The sequence below is a fragment of the Streptomyces sp. NBC_00388 genome (genome assembly GCF_036061255.1).
In the GTDB taxonomy this organism is placed as follows: domain Bacteria; phylum Actinomycetota; class Actinomycetes; order Streptomycetales; family Streptomycetaceae; genus Streptomyces.
Genome location: NZ_CP107948.1, coordinates 4504040 through 4529881, shown reverse-complemented (window position 1 = coordinate 4529881; position 25842 = coordinate 4504040). Strand labels below are relative to the sequence as shown.

27 protein-coding genes and 1 pseudogene are annotated in these 25842 nt (G+C 70.7%); 10 read left to right on the top strand and 18 right to left on the bottom strand.

Annotated elements, in window-relative coordinates; translation table 11 throughout:
- Nucleotides 1–63: 63 nt before the first annotated feature.
- Nucleotides 64–717, bottom strand: coding sequence for a hypothetical protein (locus tag OG917_RS20350; protein ID WP_328319044.1), 654 nt, complete (start codon nucleotides 715–717; stop codon nucleotides 64–66).
- Nucleotides 714–1289, bottom strand: coding sequence for an RNA polymerase sigma factor (locus OG917_RS20345; protein WP_328319043.1), 576 nt, complete (start codon nucleotides 1287–1289; stop codon nucleotides 714–716). Before OG917_RS20345 ends, OG917_RS20350 begins: the two co-directional genes overlap by 4 nt.
- A gap of 419 nt (nucleotides 1290–1708) precedes the next feature.
- Between OG917_RS20345 and OG917_RS20340 the strand changes: the two genes are divergently transcribed.
- A complete protein-coding gene (locus tag OG917_RS20340) occupies nucleotides 1709–1951 on the top strand; it encodes a hypothetical protein (protein ID WP_328319042.1) in 243 nt (80 codons plus the stop codon).
- Between the two features lie 512 nt (nucleotides 1952–2463).
- Complete coding sequence (locus OG917_RS20335; RefSeq protein WP_328319041.1) at nucleotides 2464–3174, top strand: DUF4232 domain-containing protein; 711 nt, start codon at nucleotides 2464–2466, stop codon at nucleotides 3172–3174.
- 97 nt (nucleotides 3175–3271) lie between these two features.
- Here the strand turns inward: OG917_RS20335 and OG917_RS20330 are convergent, their stop codons facing one another.
- A complete protein-coding gene (locus tag OG917_RS20330; protein ID WP_328319040.1) occupies nucleotides 3272–4555 on the bottom strand; it encodes a geranylgeranyl reductase family protein in 1284 nt (427 codons plus the stop codon).
- Between the two features lie 70 nt (nucleotides 4556–4625).
- Here OG917_RS20330 and OG917_RS20325 point away from each other — a divergent pair, with 70 nt between their 5' ends.
- Nucleotides 4626–5180 carry a GNAT family N-acetyltransferase gene (locus OG917_RS20325; RefSeq protein ID WP_328319039.1) on the top strand — a complete coding sequence of 185 codons (555 nt, stop codon included), beginning with the start codon at nucleotides 4626–4628 and terminating at the stop codon, nucleotides 5178–5180.
- Between the two features lie 109 nt (nucleotides 5181–5289).
- On the opposite strand, the gene OG917_RS20320 is transcribed toward OG917_RS20325, so the two are convergent.
- The 5 genes and pseudogenes from OG917_RS20320 to OG917_RS20300 form a co-directional block, all read right to left on the bottom strand.
- Nucleotides 5290–5988: a demethylmenaquinone methyltransferase gene (locus tag OG917_RS20320; RefSeq protein WP_328319038.1), complete on the bottom strand. Its 699-nt coding sequence runs from the start codon at nucleotides 5986–5988 to the stop codon at nucleotides 5290–5292.
- Between the two features lie 501 nt (nucleotides 5989–6489).
- A pseudogene (locus OG917_RS20315) lies at nucleotides 6490–6702 on the bottom strand (SAM-dependent methyltransferase); the annotation flags it as partial.
- Nucleotides 6703–6811: 109 nt separating this feature from the next.
- On the bottom strand, nucleotides 6812–7333 hold the full coding sequence (locus tag OG917_RS20310) for an imidazolonepropionase-like domain-containing protein (protein ID WP_328319037.1): 522 nt from the start codon (nucleotides 7331–7333) through the stop codon (nucleotides 6812–6814).
- 7 nt (nucleotides 7334–7340) lie between these two features.
- Nucleotides 7341–8555, bottom strand: a complete 1215-nt coding sequence (gene mqnC, locus OG917_RS20305) for a cyclic dehypoxanthinyl futalosine synthase (protein ID WP_328319036.1) — start codon at nucleotides 8553–8555, stop codon at nucleotides 7341–7343.
- 243 nt (nucleotides 8556–8798) lie between these two features.
- Complete coding sequence (locus OG917_RS20300; protein ID WP_328319035.1) at nucleotides 8799–11732, bottom strand: BTAD domain-containing putative transcriptional regulator; 2934 nt, start codon at nucleotides 11730–11732, stop codon at nucleotides 8799–8801.
- Nucleotides 11733–12040: 308 nt separating this feature from the next.
- On the opposite strand from OG917_RS20300, the gene OG917_RS20295 reads away from it, so the two are divergent.
- Complete coding sequence (locus OG917_RS20295) at nucleotides 12041–12496, top strand: VOC family protein (protein WP_328319034.1); 456 nt, start codon at nucleotides 12041–12043, stop codon at nucleotides 12494–12496.
- A 51-nt stretch (nucleotides 12497–12547) separates the two neighbouring features.
- Here the strand turns inward: OG917_RS20295 and OG917_RS20290 are convergent, their stop codons facing one another.
- The 3 genes from OG917_RS20290 to OG917_RS20280 all read right to left on the bottom strand — a co-directional run bounded on the left by OG917_RS20290 (nucleotide 12548) and on the right by OG917_RS20280 (nucleotide 15635).
- Nucleotides 12548–13435 carry an aldo/keto reductase gene (locus OG917_RS20290; protein WP_328322041.1) on the bottom strand — a complete coding sequence of 296 codons (888 nt, stop codon included), beginning with the start codon at nucleotides 13433–13435 and terminating at the stop codon, nucleotides 12548–12550.
- A 68-nt stretch (nucleotides 13436–13503) separates the two neighbouring features.
- Nucleotides 13504–14508, bottom strand: a complete 1005-nt coding sequence (gene galE / locus OG917_RS20285; protein WP_328319033.1) for a UDP-glucose 4-epimerase GalE — start codon at nucleotides 14506–14508, stop codon at nucleotides 13504–13506.
- The gene (locus tag OG917_RS20280; protein ID WP_443058995.1) at nucleotides 14505–15635 is read right to left on the bottom strand and encodes a helix-turn-helix domain-containing protein; all 1131 of its coding nucleotides are present in this window, start codon (nucleotides 15633–15635) and stop codon (nucleotides 14505–14507) included. Before OG917_RS20280 ends, galE begins: the two co-directional genes overlap by 4 nt.
- 583 nt (nucleotides 15636–16218) lie before the next feature.
- Here OG917_RS20280 and OG917_RS20275 point away from each other — a divergent pair.
- Both OG917_RS20275 and OG917_RS20270 read left to right on the top strand, forming a co-directional pair.
- The gene (locus OG917_RS20275) at nucleotides 16219–16869 is read left to right on the top strand and encodes a hypothetical protein (RefSeq protein WP_328319031.1); all 651 of its coding nucleotides are present in this window, start codon (nucleotides 16219–16221) and stop codon (nucleotides 16867–16869) included.
- Between the two features lie 29 nt (nucleotides 16870–16898).
- Nucleotides 16899–17924 (top strand): hypothetical protein, encoded by a 1026-nt coding sequence (locus OG917_RS20270; protein WP_443059093.1) that lies wholly within the window; start codon nucleotides 16899–16901, stop codon nucleotides 17922–17924.
- 41 nt (nucleotides 17925–17965) lie between these two features.
- Here the strand turns inward: OG917_RS20270 and OG917_RS20265 are convergent, their stop codons facing one another.
- Entirely contained in the window at nucleotides 17966–18448 is a 483-nt protein-coding gene (locus OG917_RS20265) for a mycothiol transferase (protein ID WP_328322040.1), read from the bottom strand.
- Between the two features lie 450 nt (nucleotides 18449–18898).
- Between OG917_RS20265 and OG917_RS20260 the strand changes: the two genes are divergently transcribed.
- The 4 genes from OG917_RS20260 to OG917_RS20245 are packed head-to-tail and all read left to right on the top strand — an operon-like array spanning nucleotide 18899 to nucleotide 21874.
- A complete protein-coding gene (locus tag OG917_RS20260) occupies nucleotides 18899–19126 on the top strand; it encodes a hypothetical protein (RefSeq protein ID WP_328319029.1) in 228 nt (75 codons plus the stop codon).
- Nucleotides 19123–20358: a WXG100 family type VII secretion target gene (locus OG917_RS20255; RefSeq protein WP_328319028.1), complete on the top strand. Its 1236-nt coding sequence runs from the start codon at nucleotides 19123–19125 to the stop codon at nucleotides 20356–20358. The genes OG917_RS20260 and OG917_RS20255 overlap by 4 nt, the downstream gene beginning before the upstream one ends.
- Before the next feature lie 23 nt (nucleotides 20359–20381).
- Nucleotides 20382–21176: a hypothetical protein gene (locus OG917_RS20250; protein ID WP_328319027.1), complete on the top strand. Its 795-nt coding sequence runs from the start codon at nucleotides 20382–20384 to the stop codon at nucleotides 21174–21176.
- Nucleotides 21173–21874, top strand: coding sequence for a hypothetical protein (locus tag OG917_RS20245; RefSeq protein WP_328319026.1), 702 nt, complete (start codon nucleotides 21173–21175; stop codon nucleotides 21872–21874). The genes OG917_RS20250 and OG917_RS20245 overlap by 4 nt, the downstream gene beginning before the upstream one ends.
- 158 nt (nucleotides 21875–22032) lie before the next feature.
- On the opposite strand, the gene OG917_RS20240 is transcribed toward OG917_RS20245, so the two are convergent.
- From OG917_RS20240 to OG917_RS20215, 6 genes are all read right to left on the bottom strand, one after another.
- Nucleotides 22033–22491 carry a pilus assembly protein TadG-related protein gene (locus OG917_RS20240; protein ID WP_328319025.1) on the bottom strand — a complete coding sequence of 153 codons (459 nt, stop codon included), beginning with the start codon at nucleotides 22489–22491 and terminating at the stop codon, nucleotides 22033–22035.
- Nucleotides 22488–22991, bottom strand: a complete 504-nt coding sequence (locus OG917_RS20235; RefSeq protein ID WP_328319024.1) for a TadE/TadG family type IV pilus assembly protein — start codon at nucleotides 22989–22991, stop codon at nucleotides 22488–22490. The genes OG917_RS20240 and OG917_RS20235 overlap by 4 nt, the downstream gene beginning before the upstream one ends.
- A 9-nt stretch (nucleotides 22992–23000) precedes the next feature.
- The gene (locus tag OG917_RS20230; protein ID WP_443058994.1) at nucleotides 23001–23372 is read right to left on the bottom strand and encodes a TadE family protein; all 372 of its coding nucleotides are present in this window, start codon (nucleotides 23370–23372) and stop codon (nucleotides 23001–23003) included.
- Nucleotides 23373–23540: 168 nt separating this feature from the next.
- Nucleotides 23541–23786: a hypothetical protein gene (locus OG917_RS20225; protein ID WP_328319023.1), complete on the bottom strand. Its 246-nt coding sequence runs from the start codon at nucleotides 23784–23786 to the stop codon at nucleotides 23541–23543.
- A gap of 36 nt (nucleotides 23787–23822) precedes the next feature.
- A complete protein-coding gene (locus tag OG917_RS20220) occupies nucleotides 23823–24752 on the bottom strand; it encodes a type II secretion system F family protein (protein WP_328319022.1) in 930 nt (309 codons plus the stop codon).
- Entirely contained in the window at nucleotides 24749–25834 is a 1086-nt protein-coding gene (locus OG917_RS20215; protein WP_328319021.1) for a type II secretion system F family protein, read from the bottom strand. The genes OG917_RS20220 and OG917_RS20215 overlap by 4 nt, the downstream gene beginning before the upstream one ends.
- Between the last annotated feature and the right edge of the window lie 8 nt (nucleotides 25835–25842).

Here is a 25842-nt window from a genome sequence, read left to right as displayed (position 1 = left end):
CCTCCACCTGCGGGGTGGAGGGCGACCGGGCCGGCCATGCGTACGTCACCCCACGGCCGGCCCTCAGCCGGTCGTGACGCAGCTGGGCAGCCCGCGCACCAGCCTGATGGCCAGCAAGTTCACCGGGCCGCTCTTCGAGTCCGCGATGAACAGCAGGTGGTCTCCCGGGGCAATGGCGCTGGGCTTGAAGTCACGGGCCCCGTTGCTGTGGAAGCCGGACTCCGGCGCCACCTTCCGGAGGCTGCTGTGCGGGCCGTCGCCGGTGCGACTGCTGATGTGGCACGAGGCCGATGGCGCCATTACCGTCGCGGGGATACCGGCCTGGGCCAGCGCGGCCCGCAGGCCGGGCACGCCCTTCGTGTCGAAGAGTTGCACGGAGACCATGCCGCCCGGCTTGGACTTGACGGCATAGTCGGCGTTGACGATGTTCAGGCCGCTGGTGCCCGGGGTGCCCTGCGAGGTCGGCGCGGCCGGCTCTCCGGCGCCGGTGCCCGCGGTGCTGCGCGGTCCCGACGCGGTCTGCTGGGCGCCGTGCGAGCCGGACATCAGCGGCAGGGCGACCGCCACAGCGGCCGACGCGGCGAGCCCTACGGTGAGAGCGACCCGGCGGCGCGGCATGTGGAGCAGGGTCCGGTGACCGGCGGGGGCGGACAGCGAAGCGGCGCGGGCGTTCAGCTCTTCGGCGAGCTGCTGCTTGAAGTGCACGGGGGCGTTCACTGGGTGGCCTCCAGGAGGGTGTCGTGGGGAGCGGCGTGGGTCCGGCCCGCGGCGCGCAGGACCTTGCGGGCGCGGTGCAGCCGTACCCGGGCCGTGGTCGAGCTGATGCCCAGCGCCTGAGCGGCCTCGCGGACGGTGAGCCTGTCCAGGACGACCAGGTCGAGGACCTGGCGCAGCGGGTCGGAGAGACCGGCGTGGGCGGACGCGAGCTGCCGGGCGGCACGGTCGGCGTCGATCCGCGCCTCGATGACGCTGACGTCCTCTTCGTCCAGCAGCCGCCGCCCGCTGATCCGCGCGACCGCCTGCTGCTCGCGCGCGGCGCCGTGGAAGTGGGCGTGGATGACGTTGCGGGATATGCCGTAGAGCCAGGCGACGGGTGCGCCGCGCCGGGCGTCGTAGGTGTGTGCGCCCTCCAGGGCGGCCACGAAGATGTCCGCCGTCAGGTCGGCGGCCAGGTGCGCGTTGTCGACGCGCCGGGTGACGAAACCGAGCACGGCGTCGAAATGCCGCTCGTAGAACGCGGCGAACCCGGCCGGGTCCCGCGAGGGTGGTGCTACCGGATGCTCCGGCACGGACGGCTCCTCAAGACAGGTCGAAGGTGCGATGCCTTACACCCCGTACTAGTCCGCGGCGCCCAGAAGCGTTACATCCACCGGGGCGGCGACCTCGCCGGGGGCAGGACCGGGCGCCCTGACGCCCCGTCGGGCACGCGTGACAGCACCGCGGCGCCCGGGGCCGCCCCGCACCGGTGACCCAGGTCACAGAAGGACCTGCCGGTCGGCGTGAACTCTTTCGCCGGGCCGGTGATCGAACACAGTGGAAGGCCCCGCACCGGTTACGCGCCACCCGGTACGGGGCACCCGAACGATCTGCACGTCTTCTGACGTGCCCGTACGCAAGACGGACCCGTGTGGCGTCCCGCGTCCGTCTCCGACCAGTAGCGGCAGCGCGCCATCCGGCGTGCGGGCCCTCAGACGAAAGGGAGCGAAGAATGCGAAAGACCCTCAAGAAGGCAGCAGTTGTCGGTGCCACTGTCCTGGCGTTCTCCGGCATCGCCGCCGGAGCGGCTCAGGCAGCTCCGAGGCAGGGCGCGGACCTCAAGGGGACCGGCTCGCTGGAGGACTGCGGGAACTGGGGCCGGGCGCTGAAGAGCCACGGGGACATCGTGGACTACGCCTGCATGGTGGGTTCCGCGCCCAACACGTTCGAGCTGACCCCGTTCTACGCGAGCTGACTCCCCCAGCACCCGTCCGGCCCTCTGCGGGCCCGACCGGCCCCTCCCATGAGGCCGGCGGCCGCCACCCTCGGCGCGCCGCCCCCGTGGTCCGGGCTTCCGGCTTCCCCGGCGGACCATGTCCGCCGGGGAAGCCGCCGTTTCGGCCCAGCCGGAACCGGCCCGGGCTTCACCGCCTTGCGCAACGGCACACCGCCGTCGCCCGGTGCGGCCCCTCTGCGCCCACCCGGCGCTCACCCCACCGGCCGGGCCCGCGTCCGCCGCGCCCCGGTCGTGACCACGGGTGAGCCCCGTCGGCGCATCACTCCCCCAGGGACCGCGCGACGGCCGGAACGGGCCCGGACTGTCCCGTTTCCTCCGTGTTCCCGTAACGGCGTATCGACTCGCTTGTCACAGGGGCGTCTTGATCGGCTTCCGTGCAGAACAACTCACCCGGCTGCAGGGATCCCACAGAACAACAACGCTCGCCCAGCCGGAGCGAGCGAGCGAGACACCTCTCCCCAGGAGCACCGATGCGCGTCAAGAAGATCTCCGCCCTCGCCCTCGTCGTCGCCGCGGCCGGCCTCTCACTGACCGCGTGCGGCGGCAGCGACGGTTCGAGTGCTTCCGCCCACACCGGCAATTCCGGCGCCGCGAGCAGTTCCAACAGCGCGGGCAGCACCACAGACAGCCAGGACTCGGCCTCCGGCTCCTCCGCTTCCGGCTCCTCCACCGGCGGCAAGAGCCCGGCCCCGAATTCCTCCTCGTCCGGCTCCCGTACGAGTGGCCAGGTCACCACCAAGACCCAGACCGCGGCATCGGGCTCCGCGTGCGACGCCGACCATCTCGCCCTCAGCACCGCTTCCACCGGGGTCAAGAACCAGATCGTCATCAACATGAGGAACACCGGCCCCGGCAGCTGCAGCATGCGCGGCTTCCCGGGCGTCCAGCTCATCGGCCCCGACGGCCTCGGCGACACCGGGCCGGACGCCGCCCGTACCGACACCTCCGGCTCCACCATGACCATCGCGCACGGCGAGGAGACCCGCTTCCTGCTCCACTACATCCCCGACACCAGCGGATCCGGCAAGACCTACACGAGGCTCGCCGTCACCCCGCCCAACGAGAGGGTCTCGGAGATCGTCGACCTCGGTGACCTGGCCATCACCGTCGCCGCCCCCAGCGGCCACGCCCCCGACGTCTACGTCGACCCGGTCGGGTACCACACCGGCTCCGGCAAGTGAACTCCAGCCGCCGGGCGGGCAGTTCCCCAGGTCCGCGTCGGCCACCGGGCGGTGGCCGACGCGGCTGATGCCGCCGGCGGCCTGGACGCCGCAGCCGTCAGGAGTTCGGGGCCACCTTCGACAGCCCGTTGATGATCCGGTCCATCGCGTCCCCGCCCGTCGGGTCCGTCAGGTTCGCCAGCATCTTGAGGGTGAACTTCATCAGCACCGGGTGCGTCAGGCCGCGCTGGGTCGCGAGCTTCATCACCTTCGGGTTCCCGATCAGCTTCACGAACGCGCGACCCAGCGTGTAGTAGCCGCCGTACGTGTCCTTGAGGATCTTCGGGTAGTTGTGCAGCGCCATCTCGCGCTGCGCGGGCGTCGCACGCGCTGCCGCCTGGACGATCACGTCGGCCGCGATCTGGCCGGATTCCATGGCGTACGCGATGCCCTCGCCGTTGAACGGGTTGACCATGCCGCCCGCGTCACCGACGAGCAGCAGGCCCTTGGTGTAGTGCGGCTGGCGGTTGAAGGCCATCGGCAGGGCGGCCCCGCGGATCGGCATCGTCATGTTGTCGGGGACGTACCCCCAGTCCTCCGGCATCGAAGCGCACCACGCCTTCAGCACCTCGCGCCAGTCCAGCTCCTTGAAGGCCGCCGAGGAGTCGAGGATGCCGAGGCCGACGTTGGAGGTGCCGTCGCCCATGCCGAAGATCCAGCCGTACCCGGGGAGCAGCCGGTCCTGGGGGCCGCGGCGGTCCCACAGCTCCAGCCAGGACTCCAGGTAGTCGTCGTCGTGGCGCGGCGAGGTGAAGTACGTACGGACCGCGATCCCCATCGGCCGGTCGTCGCGGCGGTGCAGGCCCATCCCGATGGACAGCCGGGTGGAGTTGCCGTCGGCGGCGACCACCAGCGGGGCGTGGAAGGTGACCGGGGTCTTCTCCTCGCCCATCTTGGCGTTGACCCCGGTGATCCGGCCGGTGCGCGGGTCGGTGATCGGGGCGCCGACATTGCAGCGCTCGTACAGCCGGGCGCCCGCCTTCTGCGCCTGGCGGGCCAGCTGCTCGTCGAAGTCGTCGCGCTTGCGGACCAGACCGTAGTCCGGGTACGAGGCGAGGTCCGGCCAGTCCAGCTGGAGGCGCACTCCGCCGCCGATGATCCGCAGGCCCTTGTTCCGGAGCCAGCCCGCTTCCTCGGAGATGTCGATCCCCATGGAGACCAGCTGCTTGGTCGCGCGCGGGGTCAGGCCGTCACCGCAGACCTTCTCGCGCGGGAAGGCGGTCTTCTCCAGGAGCAGGACGTCGAGTCCGGCCTTGGCCAGGTAGTACGCGGTCGTGGAGCCGGCAGGGCCTGCCCCGACGACGATCACATCTGCGCTGTGCTCGGAGAGGGGCTCGGTCACGGCGGGAACTCCGGAAGACTCGGTTTCACGTGCCGAAGGGCACTGGACAGGTGCAGTCTATGGGGACCTCTTGATCGATCAGCTGAAGGGTTGGACCGAAGTGAACAAGCCCGCGCCAGTCGTCCGGCTGCGTGTCCCGACCGAGGAGGACGCGTATGCCTGGCACCAGGTGTTCGACGACCCCGACGTCATGGAATTCCATGGCGGCGCGTCGAAGGAGTTGTCCGTGTACGAGGAGTTGACCGCGCGGCAGCGCAGACACGACGCCGAGCGCGGCTTCTGTCTCTGGACGATGCTCGACGAGGACGGCGAGGTGATGGGCTTCACCGGGGCGCAGCCGTGGCCCCAGGAGACGTTCGGTCCGGTGGGCGGGATCGAGATCGGCTGGCGGCTCGGCCGGAAGTACTGGGGGCGCGGGTATGCGACCGCCGCCGCACGTACGGGACTTGAGCGGGTACGGGCGGCCGGGGTCGGGGAGGTGTTCGCGATGGTGGACGCCGGGAACGAGCGGTCGATCGCGGTGACGCGGCGGCTCGGGATGGAGCTGCACGAGACATTCGTGACACCCGTGTCGAAGCGGAAGGGACACTGCTTCCGGCTCCGCCTCACGGGATCGCCTGCCTGAGACCGGCGGAACGGGCGCGCGGCCGGGGACGGGGGCGCTCGGCCGGGGACGGGGCGCGGGGACCGGCAGTTCCCGCGGACCCGGCCCCTCCCGCGCATCCGGTTCCGGCTCAGTCCTTCGGCTTGAAGCCCCGGTGCAGCGCCACGATGCCACCGGTCAGATTCCGCCACGCGACGTCCGCCCAGCCGGCCTGCTGGAGGCGGGCGGCGAGGGCGGGCTGGTCGGGCCAGGCGCGGATCGACTCGGCGAGATAGACGTACGCGTCCGGGTTGGACGAGACGGCGGTCGCCACCGGTGGCAGCGCGCGCATCAGGTACTCGGTGTAGACGGTGCGGAACGGGGCCCAGGTGGGCTGGGAGAACTCGCAGATCACGACCCGGCCGCCGGGCTTGGTGACCCGGTACAGCTCCCGCAGCGCCGCGTCCGTCTCCTGTACGTTGCGCAGCCCGAACGAGATCGTCACCGCGTCGAAGACCCCGTCGCGGAAGGGCAGCTTCGTCGCGTCACCCGCGGTCAGCGGGAGGTAGGGATGGCGCGCCTTGCCGACCCGGAGCATGCCGATCGAGAAGTCGCAGGGCACGACGTACGCGCCGGTCCGTGCGAACGGCAGGGAGGACGTCGCGGTTCCGGCGGCGAGGTCGAGGATCTTCTGCGCGGGGCGGGCGCCGACGGCCTTGGCGACCTCCTTGCGCCAGAGCCGCGCCTGCCCGAGGGACAGCACGTCGTTGGTCAGGTCGTAGTTCGCCGCCACATCGTCGAACATCGAGGCGACTTCGTGCGGCTGCTTGTCCAGGGAGGCTCGGGTCACCCGTCCATTGTGTCGTGCGGCCCGCCGGCGCCCGGGCACAGGGTCGCGATCCGCGTGGCACGGGCTCCCCGGGGTACGGCCCCACGCCTCCACTGCCATCGTGGCGATCATGTGACCGTACGGGGGAGGCCCCATGCGATGACGTCCGGCGGGAACGACGGGGAGAGCCCTGCGGCGGTGGCTGTTCGGCGGCCGGCTCGTCCTGGTGGTGGGCGGCTGGGCCCTCACCCAGTCCCTGGACGGAGGCATCAGGCCCACGAGCGGCCCGCGGCCCACGGCCACCCCCGTAACGCGATGCCGGTGGGTCCGGCCGGCGCCCCGGGCCCGGCAGCCGACTCCTGCCCCCGCCCCGCGCGACGGTGTCCGCCCCGGAGCCGGTGCTGTCCGCACCGGCCCGCGGTCCGCTCCGGGACGGGGCCCGCGAGGCGGACCCGTATCCGCACGAGCAGTCCACGGTGGTCTGCGCGACCGTCACGGTCCGCTGACGCACCGGTCAGTGGTTCAGCCCGCGGGCTTCTCCCAGACCGGGACATGCCGGCCGCTCTCGCCGGTGAAGGGCGCACGGTCCCATCCGTCCCACCGCTCGCGCAGCGTCAGACCGGCGAGTCGGGCCATCAGATCGAGCTCCGCCGGCCACACGTACCGGAACGGGATCGACCGGTACGTCCCCCGGCCGTCGACGACCTCGACGTAGTGCGAACTCATCGCCTGGGTGGGCGGGTGGGCGGGTGGGCCGGACCGTAGCGCGGGCTCACACCGCCCGCCCGGCACTTCCGGAGCGGACGGGACCGTCTCGCCCCCTCCGGGACGGGCCGGCCGGACGTCAGCGCGCCCGGTGCACCATCCGCCCCCCGACGCACGTCACCAGGCAGCTGCCGCCGTCGTCGTACACCGCGAAGTCGGCCCGGCCGGACACCGCGAGCGGGCGGGGCAGCGGGAGTGCGGACACCCCGGCGGTCACCGACAGGCCCGACCGCTCGACGGCGGTGCGGACGGTGGGCCGCGCGAACGGCCCGGCGACCGACGTCGTCCCGGCGGCCAGCAGCCGTTGCAGGCCGCGCCGGGCGCTCGCGCCCCACCGGACGCCGGTCATCCCGAGCGCGGCCAGCTCCTCGCCGGTCAGCGGACCGGCGCCGAGGTCCTCACGGGGGTCGGGCCAGTAGGCGGCTTCCAGGAGCGCGGGTGCGTCCGGCTCGTGGCGGCCCGGGGAGAGCACCCCCTCCCAGCTGCGCAGCCGGGCCCGGTCCCGGTACGCCGCGGCCAGCTCGTCGTAGGGGCCGAGCGCCGCGATGCGGTCGCCGTCGACGACGACCGCTTCCCCGCGCGCCCGGTGAAGGGTCAGCAAGGCCGCCTCAGTTGGCGTCGAGGAGCTTCAGCTCGGGGTGGGCCGTGCCGCCCTCGATCGCCGTGGACGAGATGTGCGAGACGACGCGGTCGTCGACCGGGTCGTTCGCCGGGTCGTCGTGCACGACGAGGTGCTCGTACGTCGTCGCACGCTGCGCGGGGACCCGTCCGGCCTTGCGGATCAGGTCGATGATCTCCATCCGGTTCGACCGGTGCCTGGCACCGGCCGACGAGACCACGTTCTCCTCCAGCATGATCGAGCCGAGGTCGTCGGCGCCGTAGTGCAGCGACAGCTGGCCGACCTCCTTGCCGGTCGTCAGCCAGGAGCCCTGGATGTGGGCGACGTTGTCGAGGAAGAGCCGGGCGATGGCGATGATGCGCAGGTACTCGAAGAGCGTGGCCTGCGTCCGGCCCTTCAGGTGGTTGTTCTCGGGCTGGTAGGTGTACGGGATGAAGGCACGGAAGCCGCCCGTCCTGTCCTGTACGTCACGGATCATGCTCAGGTGCTCGATGCGCTCGGCGTTGGTCTCGCCGGTGCCCATGAGCATCGTCGACGTGGACTCGACGCCGAGCCCGTGCGCCACCTCCATGATCTCCAGCCACCGCTCGCCGGACTCCTTGAGCGGGGCGATGGCCGTGCGCGGCCGCGCGGGCAGCAGCTCGGCGCCCGCGCCGGCGAAGGAGTCGAGCCCGGCCGCGTGGATCCGCGAGACGGCCTCTTCGACCGACACCTTGGAGATCCGCGCCATGTGCTCGACCTCGGAGGCGCCGAGGGAGTGGATCACGAGCTCGGGGAACGCCTTCTTGATGGCCGCGAAGTGCTCCTCGTAGTACTCCACGCCGAAGTCCGGGTGGTGCCCGCCCTGGAACATGATCTGCGTGCCACCGAGCTCGACGGTCTCGGCGCAGCGGCGCAGGATGTCGTCGAGGTCGCGGGTCCAGCCCTTCTCGGTGTCCTTCGGAGCGGCGTAGAAGGCGCAGAACTTGCACGCGGTCACGCACAGGTTCGTGTAGTTGATGTTGCGCTCGATGATGTACGTGGCGATGTGCTCGGTCCCGGCATACCGCCTCCGGCGCACGGCGTCGGCCGCCGCGCCCAGCGCGTGCAGCGGAGCGTCCCGGTACAGGACGAGCGCTTCCTCGGGAGTGATGCGCCCGCCTGCGGCGGCACGGTCGAGGACGGCTGCGACATTTACAGACGTAAGGTCGGCGTTCTCGGTCACCGGGCGGGTCCTTCCCAAGGGGCTACTGACGACCGATCCAGCCTACGCCAGGGAGCTCAGCGAAAGACTGCGCCCCCTTTGTCCGCTTGTTCGCGGGGCCATGCCACGCCCGTACGGCTTTCCGCCCGGCCCGCCCGGCGATCGGGAAACGGGCGGGGGCGGAGCCGGGGGTACGGGCCGGGGGTCGGGACGGAGCCCTGCGGGCCCGGAGCCACAGCGTCCGCGCCCGCGCCCCGCGTACCGTCACCCCGCCGCAGCGACTCCCCCGCGCCATCCCGGGAGCAGCTCGTCCAGCAGCGCCTCGGTGCGCGGGGGCAGCCCGCGCTCCCCGCTCCGTACGGTCAGGTCGGCCGCGAGCTCGCGCACCCGCTCCGCATCGCCCGTCGCATGGGTCGCGCGCAGCATCTCGTTCCAGAGCCGCTCGTCGGCGGACGACCCGGAGACCGCCGCGCGCAGTGAGGCGATCGCCTTCTCCGGGTGCCCCTGCTCCAGGTGGTGCGCCGACAGGGCCAGCGCCACATCGGCCACCAGGAGCGGCAGCTGTGTGTCGATGATCTCGTGGGTCAGCCAGGTGTAGCGCCCCTCCGTGCGGTCGGCGAGCAGTGGCCCCCGTACGAGTCCGAGCGCGTCGGTGAGCAGCCTCTCCCGCACCGACGCACGCCGCGCACCCCGGCCCTCGGTCGCCTCGTGGTGGAGCGACCGGAGCACGTCCAGGTCGGAGACGACGGACGGGGCGAGGGTGAGCCGCCCGGTGCTGTCGGTACGCAGCCGGGCCGAGCCGTCCTCGTCGGTGCCCAGCCACAGCCGGAGCCGCTCGATGAGCGCGTCGCACACCTCCGGGGTGACACCGCGCGGCCACATGGCCGAGGCGAGGACCCGCGGGTGGACGCCCTCACGGTGCAGCAGGAGCAGCGCGAGCGCTTCGTGCAGCAGCGCGCTGCGTTCGCTGTCCGGGGTGTCGAGGCCGATGATCTCGTAAGGACCGACCAGTCGCGCGTAGACGGCGGGGCGCCCCTGCTCGGTGATGTCGACCAGGAACGGGCGGGCCGGCTCGGGCCCGTCGCCCTGCGGGTCGGCGTCGGCGAAGAGCCGTACGACCGCTTCGTGCTGGGCCTGCGGCAGCAACTGCGCGTCGAGTTCCAGGCCGAGCAGCGGGGCGAGCAGCCTGCCCTCCCCGGTGATCTCCAGGTCCCACGTGGCGCCCGGCAGTTGCCCGTTCGCGCCGGCGCCGATCAGACAGCCGATGCCCAGCCGCCCGGAGTCGGCGGTCAGTTCGGTGAGGGCGCCGGCCTCCTCAGCGGTCGGTTCGTCCGCGACGAGCACCAGATGCGGGGCCCAGCGGGTCTGCTGGGCCGGGCCGGTCCTGCCGGTGAGCACCGAGTCGTGCCCGGCCGCGCCGAGTGCGCTGCGGCGCTGCCCGATCTCGGCGCCGAGCGTCTCGATCAGCTCTTCGACGGAGCCGAGGTGGCGCAGCCGCGTCGGAGCCAGCGGGCCGAGCTCCGCGCCGAAGCCCACCACGGTGACGGTCATCCGGTCCGACCAGCCGTTGGTGGCCAGTTCGGCGGCGACGGAGGAGAGAACGGCGGCGCGGTCGGGGTCGGCCCCGGTGAGCGCGACAAGGCCCGGCACCGCCTCCAGGTTCAGCAGCAGCCGCGCGTCGTCGCGGGTGCCGAGACTGACCAGTCCCGGGTACGGGGCGGCCGACGTCTCCGGGTCGATGCCCTCGTACGCCGCGACGGCCGACCGCTCAAGGCGCCAGAACGTCTGGTCCTGCCCCAGCTCCCACGGCGCCGGCGGCGTCCCCGACGGCTGGGCGAGCTGGAGGTGCAGGTCGTCGCCGGTGAGCCAGGCCGCGTACACGACGGGCAGCGGACGGCTCTCGCCGTCGAGGGAGGCGGAGAGCCCGCGCAGCGCCAGATCGAGGAAGCGGACGGCATCCGGGTCGGCGCCGACCAGCAGCGCGTCGTGGACATCGGCCGCGTCGCCGGTGGGGATCGGCGGCTCCATGCCGCGCCGTCCGGCCACCGCGGTCATCGCCGACTGCCACAGCGCCGCCCGGCGCCTGCGGCCCAGCGCACCGAGCACACCGGCGGCCAGCAGCGGAGCTCCGATGAGAGCGGCGGAGAGCCCGAGCCCGGAGCCGGAACTCTGCGACGGCGCCTCCGCGACGGCCCCCGAACCGGCGCCCGTCGCGGGCGCGTTCGGCAGGCGCTGCTCCGGTACGGAGATCTGCGCCGTCGGGTTGTCGACGCGGCTGCCGCCCTGGTGCTGCGCGGGCTGCTCCTGGTGGTTCCCGGACTTGGCGTAGTCGTCGATCTGGTGGCGCACCTGCTCGGAGACCTTGGGCGCCTGGTCCGGCATCTGCACGACCTCACCGCCGTGGGCGTCGGCCGGCATCTCCATGATCCAGCCGGGCCTGATGAGGCTGGCCTCGGACAGCTTCGTACCGTCCGGCTGCATCCGGTCCTTGTTGAGCTGGTAGATCTCCTTGTACCTGCGGCCGTCGCCGAGGTGGCGCTGCGCTATCTCCCACAGCGAGTCGTGGTGGCGCCCCTCGGGCGGGCTGATCCGGTAGAACTTCGTCGCGCCCTCGGAGCCGGTCCTCGCGTTCGCCTGCTCGGCGTGGGCCTGCGCGTCGGCCTGCGAGGCCACGGCTGCCTGCGCCTGCTGCGCGGAGCCGATCCCGGGGGCCTGCTGCGCGGCGGCGACCGTCGGCTTGTGCGTCGACTCCAGTGACTGCCCGAACTGCGCGATACCGGGCGCGAAGCTCGCGGCGGTGGCGCTGACCAGGAGCAGTGCGGCGATCAGCTGCCGGGCCAGCATCTGGCTCGGCCCCGCACCCGGAATGTGCGAGGGCATCCCCACACCGGAGATGGCTGCCTTTATCTCCACCAGGACGCACGCGGTGAACTGCGCCCAGGCGAGCCAGACGACGCAGACCAGGATGTTCACGAAGGTGTCGACCGTGATCTGCTGCTGCACCATGTCGAAGGACGGCATGCCGTGCGGCAGCGGCCAGCCCTGGGTCGACAGGGCGAGCGGCACGGCCAGCAGCAGCCCCGCGAGCGCGAGGAACGCGAAGAACGCCTTGGCGAAGTCACCCGCGGTCCGTTGCCGGGGCAGGGGTTGGGGCGTCCGGTTGGTCGGGCCCGTCGAACCGGGAGTATTGCGCGCCATGGCGGGTGTCCTGTGGAGGGAGAGGGAGCGGGTTCGGGATCGGGAGTCGGGGGGTGGGGTGAGCCTACCGAGATGGTACGGACGCTTTCGAAGGACAGACAGGGCCCGGCGAACACAACGCGCCCGATATGACGGGGCTGTTGACGCTTGTCCTGATTGCACGCCGGAGACCGGACGGGACCGCGGTGACAGAACGGGCCCCGGCACCCGGGGATCACGGCGGCCCGCCACCGATCCGTCACCGGTCCGGCGCCTGTCCGGGCGACAAACCTCGGGCAGCCGGGGCCGGCTCGTTCGATCATGGGTGGATGACCGCCTACTACCACGTCTGTTTCGCCGTCCCGGACATCGAGCGGGCCATGTCCGACTTCCGGCGCTCGGCCGGTGTCGAGTGGAGCGACCCGGCCTCCGAGCGGCTGGGCGACTGGGAATACCGGATCGTCTTCACCACTGGCGGACCGCCGTTCATCGAGCTGATCGAGGGCCCCGGAGGCAGCCCGTGGGACGCGTCGGCGGGCGCCCGCTTCGATCACCTCGGCTTCTGGACGAGCGACATCGAGCAGGGCTCCGCGCGCCTGGAAAGCGAGGGCATGCCCGTGGAGTTCTCCGGCTGCCCCCACGGCAGGCCGTTCGCCTATCACCGCATGGACAGCATCGGCGCGCGCATCGAACTGGTCGACGCCGCCCGGCAGGCGGGCTTCCTCAGCCGGTGGATGCCGGATGGCGGGCCGATGCCCGCCATCGACGAATCGCCCGGAGGGTGACCCGCGGCCCGGCGTGCGGCGCGCGCGATCCGGGCGCCGCCCTGCGGCCCCTCAGCGCACAGCCGTGCCGAGAAGGGCCATCTCCTCACCGGTGAGGTGCAGCGCCCCTGCGGCCACGTTCTCCTCCAGGTGGACGGGGTTGCCGGTCCCCGGGATCGCCAGGACGTGCCGGCCTTGTTGCAGCGTCCACGCCAGGCGCACCTGCGCCGGGGACGCGTCGTGGGCGTCGGCGACGGCGCGTACGTGCGCGCTCTCGGCGCCACCGGCCCCGGCGCCCCCGTCACGGCCCTCACCGGCGATGGCGAAGAACGGCACGAACGCGATGCCCTGCTCCCCGCAGTGCCGGAGCAGTTCGCCATCCCCGGGGACGTCGAGGCTGAAGCGGTTCTGCACACAGACCACCGGCGCGATGGCCTGCGCCTCCGCCAGGTGCTGCGCGGTGACGTTGGATACGCCCAGGTGCCGGATCATCCCGGCATCGCGGAGTTCGGCGAGCGCACCGAAATGGTCGGAGACGGAGCCCTCCGACATCCGGCGGAAGTTCACCACGTCGAGGTGGTCGCGGCCCAGCTGGCGGAGGTTCTCCTCCACCTGGCCGCGCAACTGGCCGGGCGTGGCCGTGTACCAGTCGCCCGAGGGGTCCCGGCCGGGGCCGACCTTGGTGACGATGACGAGGTCCTCCCCGTACGGGGCGAGGGCCGTGTTGATCAGCTCGTTGGCCGAGCGCATACGGGAGAAGTAGAACGAGGCGGTGTCGATGTGGTTGACACCGAGCTCGACGGCGCGGCGGAGCACCTGGATCGATGTCCTGCGGTCGCTCGGTACGCCGAGGTCGAACGCGGCGCTGCCGGTGAGGCGCATCGCGCCCAGCCCGACCCGGTTCACACTCCGGTCGCCGAGTATCCAGGTGCCTGCGCCGGATGCGTGGGTGTTCGGCATGCTGTTGTTCACGTCCCTGGTTCCTGCTCTCCCGAGTCGCACTTCGTCCCGTGCCTTCACCGGCCCGGTCAACCAGCCACCTGAGCGGCCCACTTCGCCCGCCAGTCCAGCGCGTCGCGTACACCTTCCACCAAGCTCTTCCGGGCGCTCCAGCCGAGAAGCTCGCCCGCGCGGCCGCCGGAGGCGTAGCAGCCGATGACATCACCGGGTCGCGGGCCTGCCTCCCGCACGTCGATGGTCTCCCCCACGGCCTCCTCGAAGGCCGTGACGAGTTCGCGCACGGTCGTGCCCCGGCCTGTGCCGACGTTGATGACCAGGTACCGGTCGTCGGCCGTGGGTTCGACGATCCCGTCGAAGCGTGTGAGGGCCGCGACGTGTGCGCGGGCGAGGTCCCAGACGTGGATGTAGTCACGGATACCGCTGCCGTCGCGGGTGTCCCACTCCACTCCCGTGATCGTGAACGGGGTCCCTTCGGTGTGCGCCTCGATGAGCTTGCCCAGCGCGTGGGTCGGGTTCAGGTCCTGCAGCCCCGTACGCAGCTGGGGATCGGCCCCGACCGGGTTGAAGTACCGCAACGCGACGACCCGGACGGGGGCCGCCACCGTCCAGTCCTGGAGGACCTGCTCCATCATCTGCTTGGTACGGGCGTAGGGGCTCGACGCGGCCACCGGGCAGGTCTCGTCCGCACGGGCGTCGGGGGTGGGCGCGTAGATGGAGGCAGAACTGCTGAAGACGACCCGCTCGCAACCGTTGCGCTGCAGGGACTCGAGGAGGTCGACGGTCTTGGCGACGTTCTCCCGGTAGTAGTGCAACGGCCGGTCGACGGACTCGGGGACGACGATCTTGGCGGCGCAGTGCAGAACGGCACCGATGTCGGGGTGGTCCGCGAACACCTGGTCCACCAGAGCACCGTCGGCGATATCCCCCTGGTAGAAAACCCGGTCGCGGACGAACTCGCGCCGCCCCCGGGAAAGGTCATCGAGGATGACCGGCGTGATCCCCTCATCGATGAGGGCGGAAGCGACGGTACTGCCGATGAATCCGGCACCGCCGGTGATGAGGACTTTGGTCATACGGAGGAGTCTGCCGCAGGCTCGGACCGGCCCCAGGCCCCCGCCCCCCGCGCCCCGGACCGGCAGTCGCGGCACCGGCCGGGCTCGGGTGACCGGAACGCATGGTCGCAGGCGTCGCAGTTCTGGAGCGGGACGGGAGGTCCGGACACTCCCCCGGCCCGGAGAGCGGGCAGCGGCGGCGGCACGAGGACCGTGAGCCGGTGGGCGAGAAGCGCTGCGGGTTGTCTCAGGCGCTCGGGCAGGTCGGCGGTGAGGACCGCCCGTACGGCGTCGGGATGGGCATCGCGTTCGAGCCAGGCCGCGACGGCGGGGGCCAGGCGCTGGACATCGGTCTCGGCCAGCAGCAACCGCGGCTCGTCGCGGCGCAGGCCGCAGAGCAGGGCGATGGCCGCGCTGTGACGTTCCGGGTCGGGATCCAGCGGCCGGGGAAGCACGAGGGCCGGGCGTGGCACAGCCTCGTTCGCCGGTGCGCTGCCGGGGGCCGGGGGCGGGACAGCGCGGCTGGGGGCGGGCCGGGGGAGGCGGGGCGTGGGCGGTGCTGGCTCGGGCCAGGGATGCAGCTGCGGTACGGGGGCGGGTGCTGGTGCTGGTGCTGGGGCGGAGGCTGGGGAGCGAGCAGGTTCCGGTGCTGGTACCGGTGCCGGTGCTGGTGCGGGAGCAGCGGGGACACGGGCGGTGGGCGCCTCGGCATCCGGCTGGTTGTACGAGACCGTACGGGTCACGACCCGGCCGTTCGAGAGGCGTTCCCGGGTGCGCCGCAAGTAGCCGTGGGCCTCCAGCTCGCGCAGTGCGGCGGCCACGCGGGCCTCGCTCTCCGGGAAACGGTCGGCGAGGACCTTGACGCCGACCCTGGCTCCGGCGGGCAACGACTGGATGTGAACGGCCAGCGCGATCGCCACGAGGGACAGCCCACGGTGCTGGGCGAGGTGATTGCCGACCACCGTGAAGCGTGCGGTGTGCCGGGCGTTGACGTGTACGACACCGGAGGGCTTGGCCCCTGAGGACCTCACGCCGGAGAGCCTGATGCCGGAGGACCGGCTACTCAAGGACCGGGGGTCGGACGACCTGACGCCTCGGGAATCGCGGGACGAGGCGCACGGGGGCGCGCTAACCTGCTGGGTATCCATCGGGAAGCTCGATTCTTCCTCGGTGGTCAGGCCCCCGGTCTCAGGATTCGCCGTCCTGGACGGGGGCCGTCGCATGTCTGGTGTTGTTTGTCGCGGCGAGCATATGCCAGCCAACCAGCCCGAAATCCAGCTCAGTTGGTCAAGCTCACTCGTGTGGGTGACGCGGGTCAGGGTGAGGTCTGGAGGGTCGGGAAGGGGTTTTCTCTCCCGTACTGAAGAGCTTTTTATGTAGCGGGAGACCGGGACGCGGTCCGCCGGATCACAGTCCGCCGGGTCGTGGGGATCCGCGACCCGGCGGCGGCAGACCCGGCGTCGGAGCCCCCCTCCGCCTGGCGACGCGGCACGATACGAGCGGCCGTGCCTTCCGCCACCCTGCATCGCAGGTGCACACGGCCGCCCGGGACCCGCGAAACACCCCCGCCCGCGGCAGGTTCGTCACGACGAGGTCACACATGCCGCACATCGCACGGAATCCCCGAACGGTCCTCTGCTGCCCTTTACATGCGGCTGGTAGCTTCGATTGCCCTGCAGGTTTGCAGTCCGGACTGCCGACCCGTCGCCGATCAACCGGGGGAGAACACTCGTGGCCCGCCGCACTCCGACCATTGCCGCCGCACTGTCCATCAGTGCGGCGCTACTGCTGACCGCTTGCGGAGGCAGCAGCAACGACGACGCTTCCAAGGACAAGATCAAGGGCGTGGACGGGGGGACGAAGAGCCCGTCTGCTTCGGCTTCTGCGGCGCCGGGCGCAGCGCGGCCCGAGATCACGATCCCCAAGTCCTTTCAGCTGAACTTTCAGAGCTGGACCAGTAGTGACTCCGTTGAGCAGGCCGTACTCAACGACGGCAAGGAACAGGTCCGAGCCGGATATGCCGCGATCATCGCGAATACTCCCGACGCCGACTACCTGAAGTTCTACGACACTGCCGCTGGTCTCTCGCAGGACCAGAAGTGGATGAAGACCTACACCGGCAAGAACCTGACGCTTATCGGCAAGGCGCCGGTCTATGACGCCAAGGTGACCATGCTCGGCAACGAGAAGAAGCGAGCGATCCTCAACTACTGCATGGATGAGAGCAAGGGGTACACAAAGGACCGCAAATCAGGCAAGGTCGAGGGCAATCCCGCAGGCACCGACCCCACTGTGTATTACACGTCCACTCTGCAGAAGAACTCGCAAGGCGTCTGGCAGACCGTGTCCACCAGCTCCAAGAGGGGAGGCTGCCCGTCGTGACGACACAGCGTAGGACGGCGGCCCTCGCCATGGCCTCGCTCACGGCGCTCGCAGTCGCCTCAGGCCCGGCGCACGCCATCGGCGGTGGCGGCACGAAGGGCGACTCCGACGACCAGGGCAACGTCAGCGCGTCCGCCACCCATTCCCAGATCCGGCTCAGCTATCCCAAGGGAGGCGGCGGGAGCGGCAAAAAAGGCAATCTCGGAGCAGTCGACCCCAACTGGAAACCACCGGCGTGCTGGTACGAGCCGGTTTTCACGCCTGGGCAACTCAAGGCTTTCGTCGATAAGACGGACGGCCAGGGCGATGTCGGAATCCACGAGTCGTGGTACGGAAAAACCCTCTGGACCGACCACTACAAGGACGGCAAGCCCGAAGACAACTTCGACGATCCCAACTCCAAAGCCGATGGGTACAAGAACTACAACATCGGCAAGGGCGGTTATTTCTGGCGAAGCGTAGCGCCCGACGAATCCGATCCGGAATCCTGGGACTGCGGCCGCATCATGTTCTGGCAGCCCGCCGGTCAGGTCCCCAAGATCCCGCACGCGCCCACGCCGAAAATGCTCGCCGACTACGCGTACAACCGGGTCAAGGTCCCCGAGACCACGATCGAACTGAAGCCGCAGACCAAGTCCACCGTGAACCTGCCCACCTGGGTCTGGCTGGACAAGGGCACCTTCAAGGACGTCGTCGTCCGCGCGGAACTCCCCAACACCGGGCTCTGGGCCGAGACCACCGCGAAGCCCGTGAGCCTCCACCTCGACCCGGGCACGGACGACGCGGACACCTTCCCCGCCTCCGGCACCTGCGACTTCAACAAGGACGGCTCCATCGGGACCCCGTACAAGGCGGGCGACGCCAACCAGGACCCGCCCTGCGGGATCAGCTACCTGCACGCCACCGACGGGCAGCCGTACCAGCTCAAGGCTTCCATCACCTGGAAGATCACCTGGCAGGGCTCGGACAACGACGGTACGCACGCGCTCCCCGACGGGACCTTCGAGACGACCCAGGACATGAACGTCCAGGAGATCCAGACCATCAACCGCTGATTGCAGCAACGGTGTTGGCCCGGCCGTCCACGGGCCGGGCCTCAGGTCAGCACCATCCAGCGCCGGCCGTCGATGAGCTCCCGCGCCGCGTCGAGGTGACCGGCGTGGCACGCGGTCTCGGTGATGACGTGGAGCAGTACGTCACGCACGGAGTGCAGGTGCGGCTCCCCGAAAAGATGGCGGGGCCACCAGGCCAGGGAGGCGTCCGCGGTCGCAGCGGTGACGACGGCGTCGGCGCGCGCCGCCTCCCGGCGGTACCGGTCGAGGACCTCGCCGTGCGGCACGCCCGGCGCCACCTGCCAGGCGTCGACGGTGTCGTCCAAGGACTCGATGACGTCCTGGTCGCCGGTGACCACGGCGCGGAACCAGAACCGCTCGACGTCGAGCGCCAGATGCTGGACCAGCCCCAGACAGCTCCACCCCGACGGCAGCACGGGCCGCCGCAGCGCCTCCGCACCGAGTCCGTCGAGGATCCCGAGAACATGACGGCGCTGCCCGTGCAGGACCGACAGGAGCGCCCGCATCTCGGCGTCCGGTACGGGGTGTGCTGCGTACGTGGAGGTGGTCACGGTGCGATCTCCCGGATGGTGGCCGCTCATGCTGCGGACCTGGCGGACCGACGTACAGGTCGGGAATGCAAACAACCACGAGTGCCGGCACTGCGTACGGCCGCGGAGGCCGCGTGGAGCACATCCGGCCACCCCCACCGATCGTCCGAGCCCCGGCACACCGGAACCGGCTCCGCCCCGGCAACGTTTTCGCCTGGCCACACGATTGCAAAGTTCCGCTCACCGCCCGGCCAAGAGTCCGCGATGCACCCCTTCCCGCGTTGACTGCGCCCGGCACGCCGAGCACCGTCTGAAGCCGAGGCCGGGGCTGGGCGGTACCAGCCGGGGCGGGTACCGGATACGGGGTGGGCAGCAGTGGGATACCGGGGTGGTGACGCCGAGCACATACAGGCGTCGGCTTCGTCCATGAAATCGGTCGTGACCTCGGCCACCAGTCATTCCAAGGCCGCGACGGCGGCCGGCAAGCAGGCGTCCGGCTCCGCCGGCGACCCCCGGGTGGCCTCGGCGATCACGGCACTGTCCGGTGCGATCGCGAAGGCGGCCGACGACACAGGCACCTCGGTCAGCGATCTCGGTGACGTCGCCCGGACCACCGCCGAGAACCTCAAGAAGGCAGGCGGGGACGGGAAATGACGCCTCCCACGTACACCGTCCCGTCCGGGAGCCCCGAAACCCTGCGGACCGCCGCCGGCCGGTTCAAGTCGCTGGCCCACGACCACTCCACGCTGCTGACGACGTTCCAGCGGCACGTCGACGCCGTACTCAAGGGCTGGTCCGGGCCGCTGGCCAAGCAGTACCGGACGGCGGCGGAGGGTGTGTACCCACGCTTCAAGGCGGTCCACGTGGCGGCGGGCGCGGCGTCCACCGCGCTGCAGGCCTACGCCGGAGCGCTGGAGACCGCGCAGAAGGCCGTAAAAGGCGCCAACACCAGCGCCGACAAGCAGATACACGCCGCGCACACCTCGGCCGCCGCGCACGGCCAGTCGGTCAAAGCGCTCGGCCAGCAGGTCAGCGACGCGAGCTCCGACCTGAACCGCGCCGCGGGCACGTGCGCGACCGCCCTCGGCGACGCACAGGCCACGCTCGCCAAGACCTGCCTGGACACCCTCTCCGCCAAGCAGCTCAAGGAGCAGGTGGCGAAGGCGGGCGAGGAGCTGAAGGAGGAGAACCCGGGGCTGTGGGAGAAGCTCTTCGGCCCCGAAGGTGAGCTGCGCAAGTGGGACGAGCGCCTGCACGCCGTGCCGGCCCCGTACGCGGACATGGTCCTGCTGAAGCTGATGCACGGCGCGGAGGGCGCGGAGGAGAACATCAAGACCGCGGAGGAGTTCGCGGCACGGATCCCCGAACTCATGGAGGCCGACTTCCCGAAGATGGCCCGCCCGATCATGAACGCCATGAGCAGCGGCGCGGCCACCGAGGCGGACCTCGCCCAGGCGATCGACGACTTCGCCAAGGACTGGGACGCGATCGCCAAGTGGAACGAGGGATCCAAGGCGGCAAGCCTGGGGGAAGCAGCGCGAATCCCGTGGCTGCGAGGGGCGAGCGTCGGGCTGAACGGGCTGGCACTCATCGGTGACGGCTACACCATGTTCAACCCCGAGGACAAAGGGGCGATGGGGTGGGTGGACCGCGGCGCGGCCGGGGTCAACGCGGGGCTTGCCACCTGGGACACGCTCGCCCTCCTCACCCCCCTGGACGCCGTCCCCGGAGTCGGCGAGGTCGTCATGGTCGGTACCGGCCTCTACCTGGGCGGCACGTACCTCTACCACCACTGGAAACCGTTCAAGAACGTGTGCAATGCGACCGGGCACGCCGTGGCATCGGCAGCCAAGAGCACCTGGCATGCGGTCACCAGTATTTTCTGAGCAGCCGATGGAGGCAGCACATCATGACGGGTGACCCCCGACAGGCAGACGTCGACGCGTCGCAGGCGCTGCTGGACCAGGTCGAGCGGGATGACGCCGTCCAACTGCCCGCCCTGTCGACCGCGGAGCTCTGCGTGCTCGGAGCCATGCAGACCACCCTCGTCGACGAGGACGCCTGGTCGTGGTGGTCCGGCATGGCCGAGGCAGAACGTTTCGAACTCTCCGCCATGGCGCTGAAGTTCCTTGTCCACCGGGGCCTGCTGGACGAGCCCGATCCGGCTCAGGCATCCGGAGCGGGTACGGAGGAGAACACACCAGGCGAAAGCGTCGGTCTTCCGGTGCGCCCGCTGCTCGCCATGATCCTTGCAGGCCGCACCGAGCCGTCGTTCATCGTCGTACGCAGGGAAGGGTCCAAGGGCGGACCGGACCGGATGCGGCTGTACGGAATCGCCGAGGAAGGGCGCGGGCTGCGGGCCGTGCTGGCCGAGGAAGCGACCGGCAACCATGTGTCGCGGTTCGGGCCGGCCTACAAGTACGTACTGGCCAGTCCCGCTGAGGCCGTCCGGTCGCTGCTGCGCTGGGTCGACCGTGCTCCTGCCGGTCACCGGTTCGGCCGGCGCCCGTCCAAGGTGATCGACGTATACCAGCCGAACAAGGGCTCAGGTCCTGGCCTGGACCGTTTCGAGGTCCGCAGGAGTTCTGCCGGTCTCAGCGTCGAACGCAATGCGAGCGGCGCCCCGGTTGCCTGCGACGAGGAAGCCCTCGGCCGCCAACTGGGCGAGCTGCTCACCGGGCACGGACAGGGGCCTACCGCATGAACCTGCCTGCGACGACCGAACCGGTCCACTACACCGAGGGGCGCTCAGCACTGCGCTGGCCGCTGGTGTTCCACGGCTTCTTCTGGCCCCTGTTGCTGATCGTCTCCTTCGTCGCCCTGCCGCTGACCGGCAATTACTCGGTGTTCATGCCGGGGATCATTCTGGGCTTCCTCGGATCCGTGAGCCTCGGAGGCCTGCACCTGGCGGAGGACCGGCCGATCGGGATCCGAGTCGACGCGGCCGGGATCTGGATCGGTGGCATCCAGCGGACAGAGCGTCTGCGAGCGCGCGGTGAGGCGCGAGGGACGAAGCTTCCCCGGGCGCGGGCACACCGGCGTCAGGTCTTCTTCTGCCCATGGGCCGCCGTGCAGCGCGTCGAAGTGGTCAGTGACCCCAAGGAGATCCGGAAGATCGCCAAGCTGGGACGCGACGTGGGATCGTCCCGCCTGGACACTGCCACCGGAACCATCAAGCTCGGCTTGATGACGGCTCCCTACATGCGTGCGGCGGTCATCATCAACGTCGACCTCGCCGGAGTGAACGTGCCGGAGTTCCGGGCACCCCAGGAGCGTTCGTTCTTCAAGCCCTCGTCACCCCAGCGCTTCGCGCCGTCCCCCATCTGGTGTGCCCCCACCCGCCACCCGGAGAAACTCCGGGCCGCACTGGAGCAGGCAGGGATCCGGGTGGAACGTATGTGAGCACGGCTGCCGGACGCCGCCTGTCGCACCGCAGCAGCTCTGCCCCGGTCCGCGCCATCCTTCGCACTGCCCTTCGCCCAGTGGTAGCGGGCACCGGCATCCCCATGTCCGGGCTGTCGCAACCACCACGTGTGCTGGATCGAACGCTTCGCGCGCCGTCAGCCCGTGACGGACTCGGCGACCGACGACCCGTGCACCGTGATCGAGTGGCTGTAGAACAGGCCCGTCAGCACCGGCTGATACGTCAGCTGCACGGTCACCTCGACCCGCTGCGCGTTGGCCGCCGTGCAGTGCGACGCGCCGATGTCCTGGGCGGACATCCCCATCTCGACCGCGAAGGCATGCACGCGCGCGTCGCAGTTCTGGTAGTTGATGGGCGCTGCCCCGCCGTGGTTGCCGTAAAGGGCCTCCCGGTCTATGTCCTGCGCCGCGTACCGCGCGGCCTGCTCCGCTATGTCCGCGGCCCGCTCGCGCTGCGAGATCGACAGGCCTCCGTCCACCACGAACGCCGCGAGCGCCAGGAACAGGAACGCGAAGATGATGACCGCCGCCGCACCGGAACCCCGGTCGTCCAGCTGGGCCCTGCGGGACTCGATCCATCCGGTGAGCGCGTTCACTGCGTCCTCCGGTACGGGTCGATCGGCGAGGTGGAATGTCCGCTCAGCGTGGTGGGAATGTCCAGGCCCAGCATGGCCAGGCCGCGGATCTGGCAGCTCACGTCGACGGTGAAGAAGCCGCCCTTCACGAACCCCTTGGCCGTGACGGAGACCGGGCCGGAGCACACATCGGTCAGGTCCGCCTCGGCTGCCCTGCGGGCCTCCGACATCGCGACGCCGCCGTCCTTCTGGATCGATCCCGCGCGGGCGGCGTCCCGCGCGGCGCTGTCCACCGCTCCGCGTCCTTCGACCAGCTGGCCGAAGCCCACGAGCACCAGGATGAAGAGGATCATGATGGGAGCGAGGATGACGACCTCAATGGTGGACAGACCACGGTCGGCCCCTGCGCCCGCCCGGCCGAGCCATGTCCGTACCGCTCGCGCCCCGTACCTCGCATACGCGCCCGCACCGGCACATGCGCCGGTGAACGTCTTCCGCCCCGCCACCCGTTGGCCTCTCATCAGTCCCGCTCAGTCCCGCACGAACCGCTCGACGGGCCCCCGCGACTGCGCGTGCACCGTCAGCCCCAGGCCGGGGAAGACGTTCGGGACCTTCGCCGTGATCTCGACGCCGACCGTGTCCTGGTCCGGCTGGAGCATGGTCACGTTCGGGCCCAGCACCAGCTTCGAGCCGAGCTGATGGATATAGCTCTGTACGACATCGTCCGCATCCCCGCGCCAGCCCCCGGGGTTCGCGTCTGCCTCGGCCCTCGCCTTGCGCGCTCCCGCCTGCGCGGCCGCCTGGGCCACGTGGTCGGCGAAGAAGTACAGCGCGAACTGCACCGTCGCGAAGATCATGAAGAACAGGACAGGGGTCAGGAACACGAACTCGATCGCGGTCATGCCGGAGTCACCGCGGGTGGAGGCAGCCTCCACCCTGCGGCGTACGAACGCTCTGATCCTCTGACGCACCAGCACCGACTCAGTGACTCGACTCGACTCGATCGATCAGGCAATCGATCGGACTCGGAAAGGGACAACGAACCCGGAAGGTTCCGCGAGGGCCCCGCCTCAGCAGGTACCGCTCGCCGTGGCGCCCTTGATGCAGTCACCGACCTTGTGGGCACCGTCACTCAGCGCCGAGTTGATGATCGCGGCCACCACGCCGACGATCGCCACGACGACCGCCGAGATGATGACCCACTCGACGGCCGAGGCACCGCGGTCGGTGTCCTCGGAGCGTGCGCGCTCGACGCGCGCCTGAAGGAACGTAATCAGGAAGTCGACAGTCGGGTGACTGAAGCGGCGTCCGAACATGGGATGAAATCCTCTCAAGAGAAGGGGGAAGCGGGATCAGACCTGGAAGACGCGCATCGCAGCCGGATAGATGAGAAAGACGAGGAATCCGGCGCAGAGAAGCAGCTGGGCGACAAGCATCGACTGCGACTTCTCACCTGCCGCCCCCTCGATCTCGGCCATTTCGCGGTGCCGCATCGTCTCGGCCCTGGAGGCCAGCGACTCACGTACCTTCGCCCCGTCGTCGGCGACGAGCGCCAGCGACGACGACAAGTCCTTCAACTCCTCGATACCCAGGTCCTCGCCGAGCCGGCCGAGGGCGAGCCACTGACTGGTACCGGTGATCCGGGCGTCGGCGAGCGCGTTGCGGATACGGCGCAGTGCCCAGCCCTCGCTCACCTCGGCGGCGGCCATCAGCGCCTCGGGCAGGCCGCGCCCGCCGGCCAGGTTCATCGAGACGAGGTCGAGATACGCGCCGATGACACGGCGCAGATCCTTGCGCTTGTCCGCCGCGTCCCGGCGCACTTCCAGATCCGGCAGGAAGAAGAAGATCAGTCCACAGGCCAGCGCGAGCCACACCGGGATGATCGGGCCGGCGCCGAAGCCGATCGCCCAGGCGATGGCGAAGAGCATCGGCCCGAAGATCAGCCCGACCACGCCGAGCAGCACCTTGGTCGCCAGGAACCCCTCCCAGCTGCGGTCGATGACCGCCAGGTCGGAGCGGAGCGAGCGCTGCTCCCAGCCCTGCTGGAAGTAGAGGTCGGCGATCCGCACGCCCACCCTGGCGCGGAGCGAGCCGAGCCGGCCGTCGGGTGACTCGTGGTCGCCCGGCCGCTCGTACCCGGCACCGGCCGCACGCAGCGCGTCGATGCGCTGCACCTGCGAGACCGCGGAGCGCTTCGTACGCGACAGGGCCCGTACGAGGACGAAGACCCCGAGGCCCAGTACAGCCCCGATCAGTACCGGTGCGGTAAGGATGTCGATCATCGCGGCGCCCCCTGGCCATGGTTGAACGGCGAACCCTGCGGAGGCTGCTGCTGACCACCCGGATGCGTTCCACCGGAGTACGGGGTGGCAGCGGGGTGCTGAGCACCGGCGTGCTGGACACCGGGGGTCTGCTGCACGCCGGGGGTCTGCTGGGCCCCCTGCGAGGACGCGGCGGGCCGTACGAACCTGACCTCCGGCGCGGCACGCACCAGGAAGCGCTCCGGCGTCTCGATCACCGACAGCTTGCGCAGCCACCAGAAGCCGAGCGCGAACAGCCCGCACACACCGGCCAGCACGACCTGACCCATCGGCGAGCCGTACGGAGAGACGAAGTCCCGGTTGAACACGGCGAGTCCGAGCACGAACGCCACCGAGACCACCACCACGATCTGCACGCTGCGCCGGGTCGACGAACGCTGGGCCATCACCCGGTGGCGCATGTCGATCTCCTCACGCGCCGATTTCGAGAGCGCGCCGAGCACCTGGCGCAGGCCGGGGCCGCGCAGCTTGGCGTTGAGGATGAGGGCGGCCACGATGATGTCGGCGGAGGCGTCGTTGATCTCGTCGGCCAGGTACTGGAGTGCCTCGGGCAGCGGCATCCGGGCGCGGAGCCGGTCGACCAGGGCGTCGAGGTGCGGTCGCAGGGCGGGGGCCGCGGCTCGTGCGGAGGCGGGGATGGCCTGTTCGAGGCCGACTGCTCCGGCGATCGTGTCACGCAGCGACTCGGTCCAGCCCGCGAGCGCCTCCACCCGGCGCATGGCGATCTTCTCCTGGGCGGCGCCGCCGAAGAGGCGGTCCCAGAAGAAGACGAGCAGTCCGGCGGCGATACCGGCGACGGTCCAGCGGGTCAGCAGCAGGACCACCAGCCCGACACCGACGGCGATGGAACCGCGGCGCCCCACGAAGTGCAGCAGTTCGCGGGCGCGTTCGCCGCGCTCGGCCTTCACATGGCCTGGCTTGGGCTCGAAGCCGCGGATGGCGAGGATCAGCAGCGCGAGGCCGCCGCCCGCCGCGATCCCGCACCCCAGTGCGTACAGCAGCTGCGGATCGAAGAATCCGCCCAACGAGGAGATGCCATTCATACGGTCTC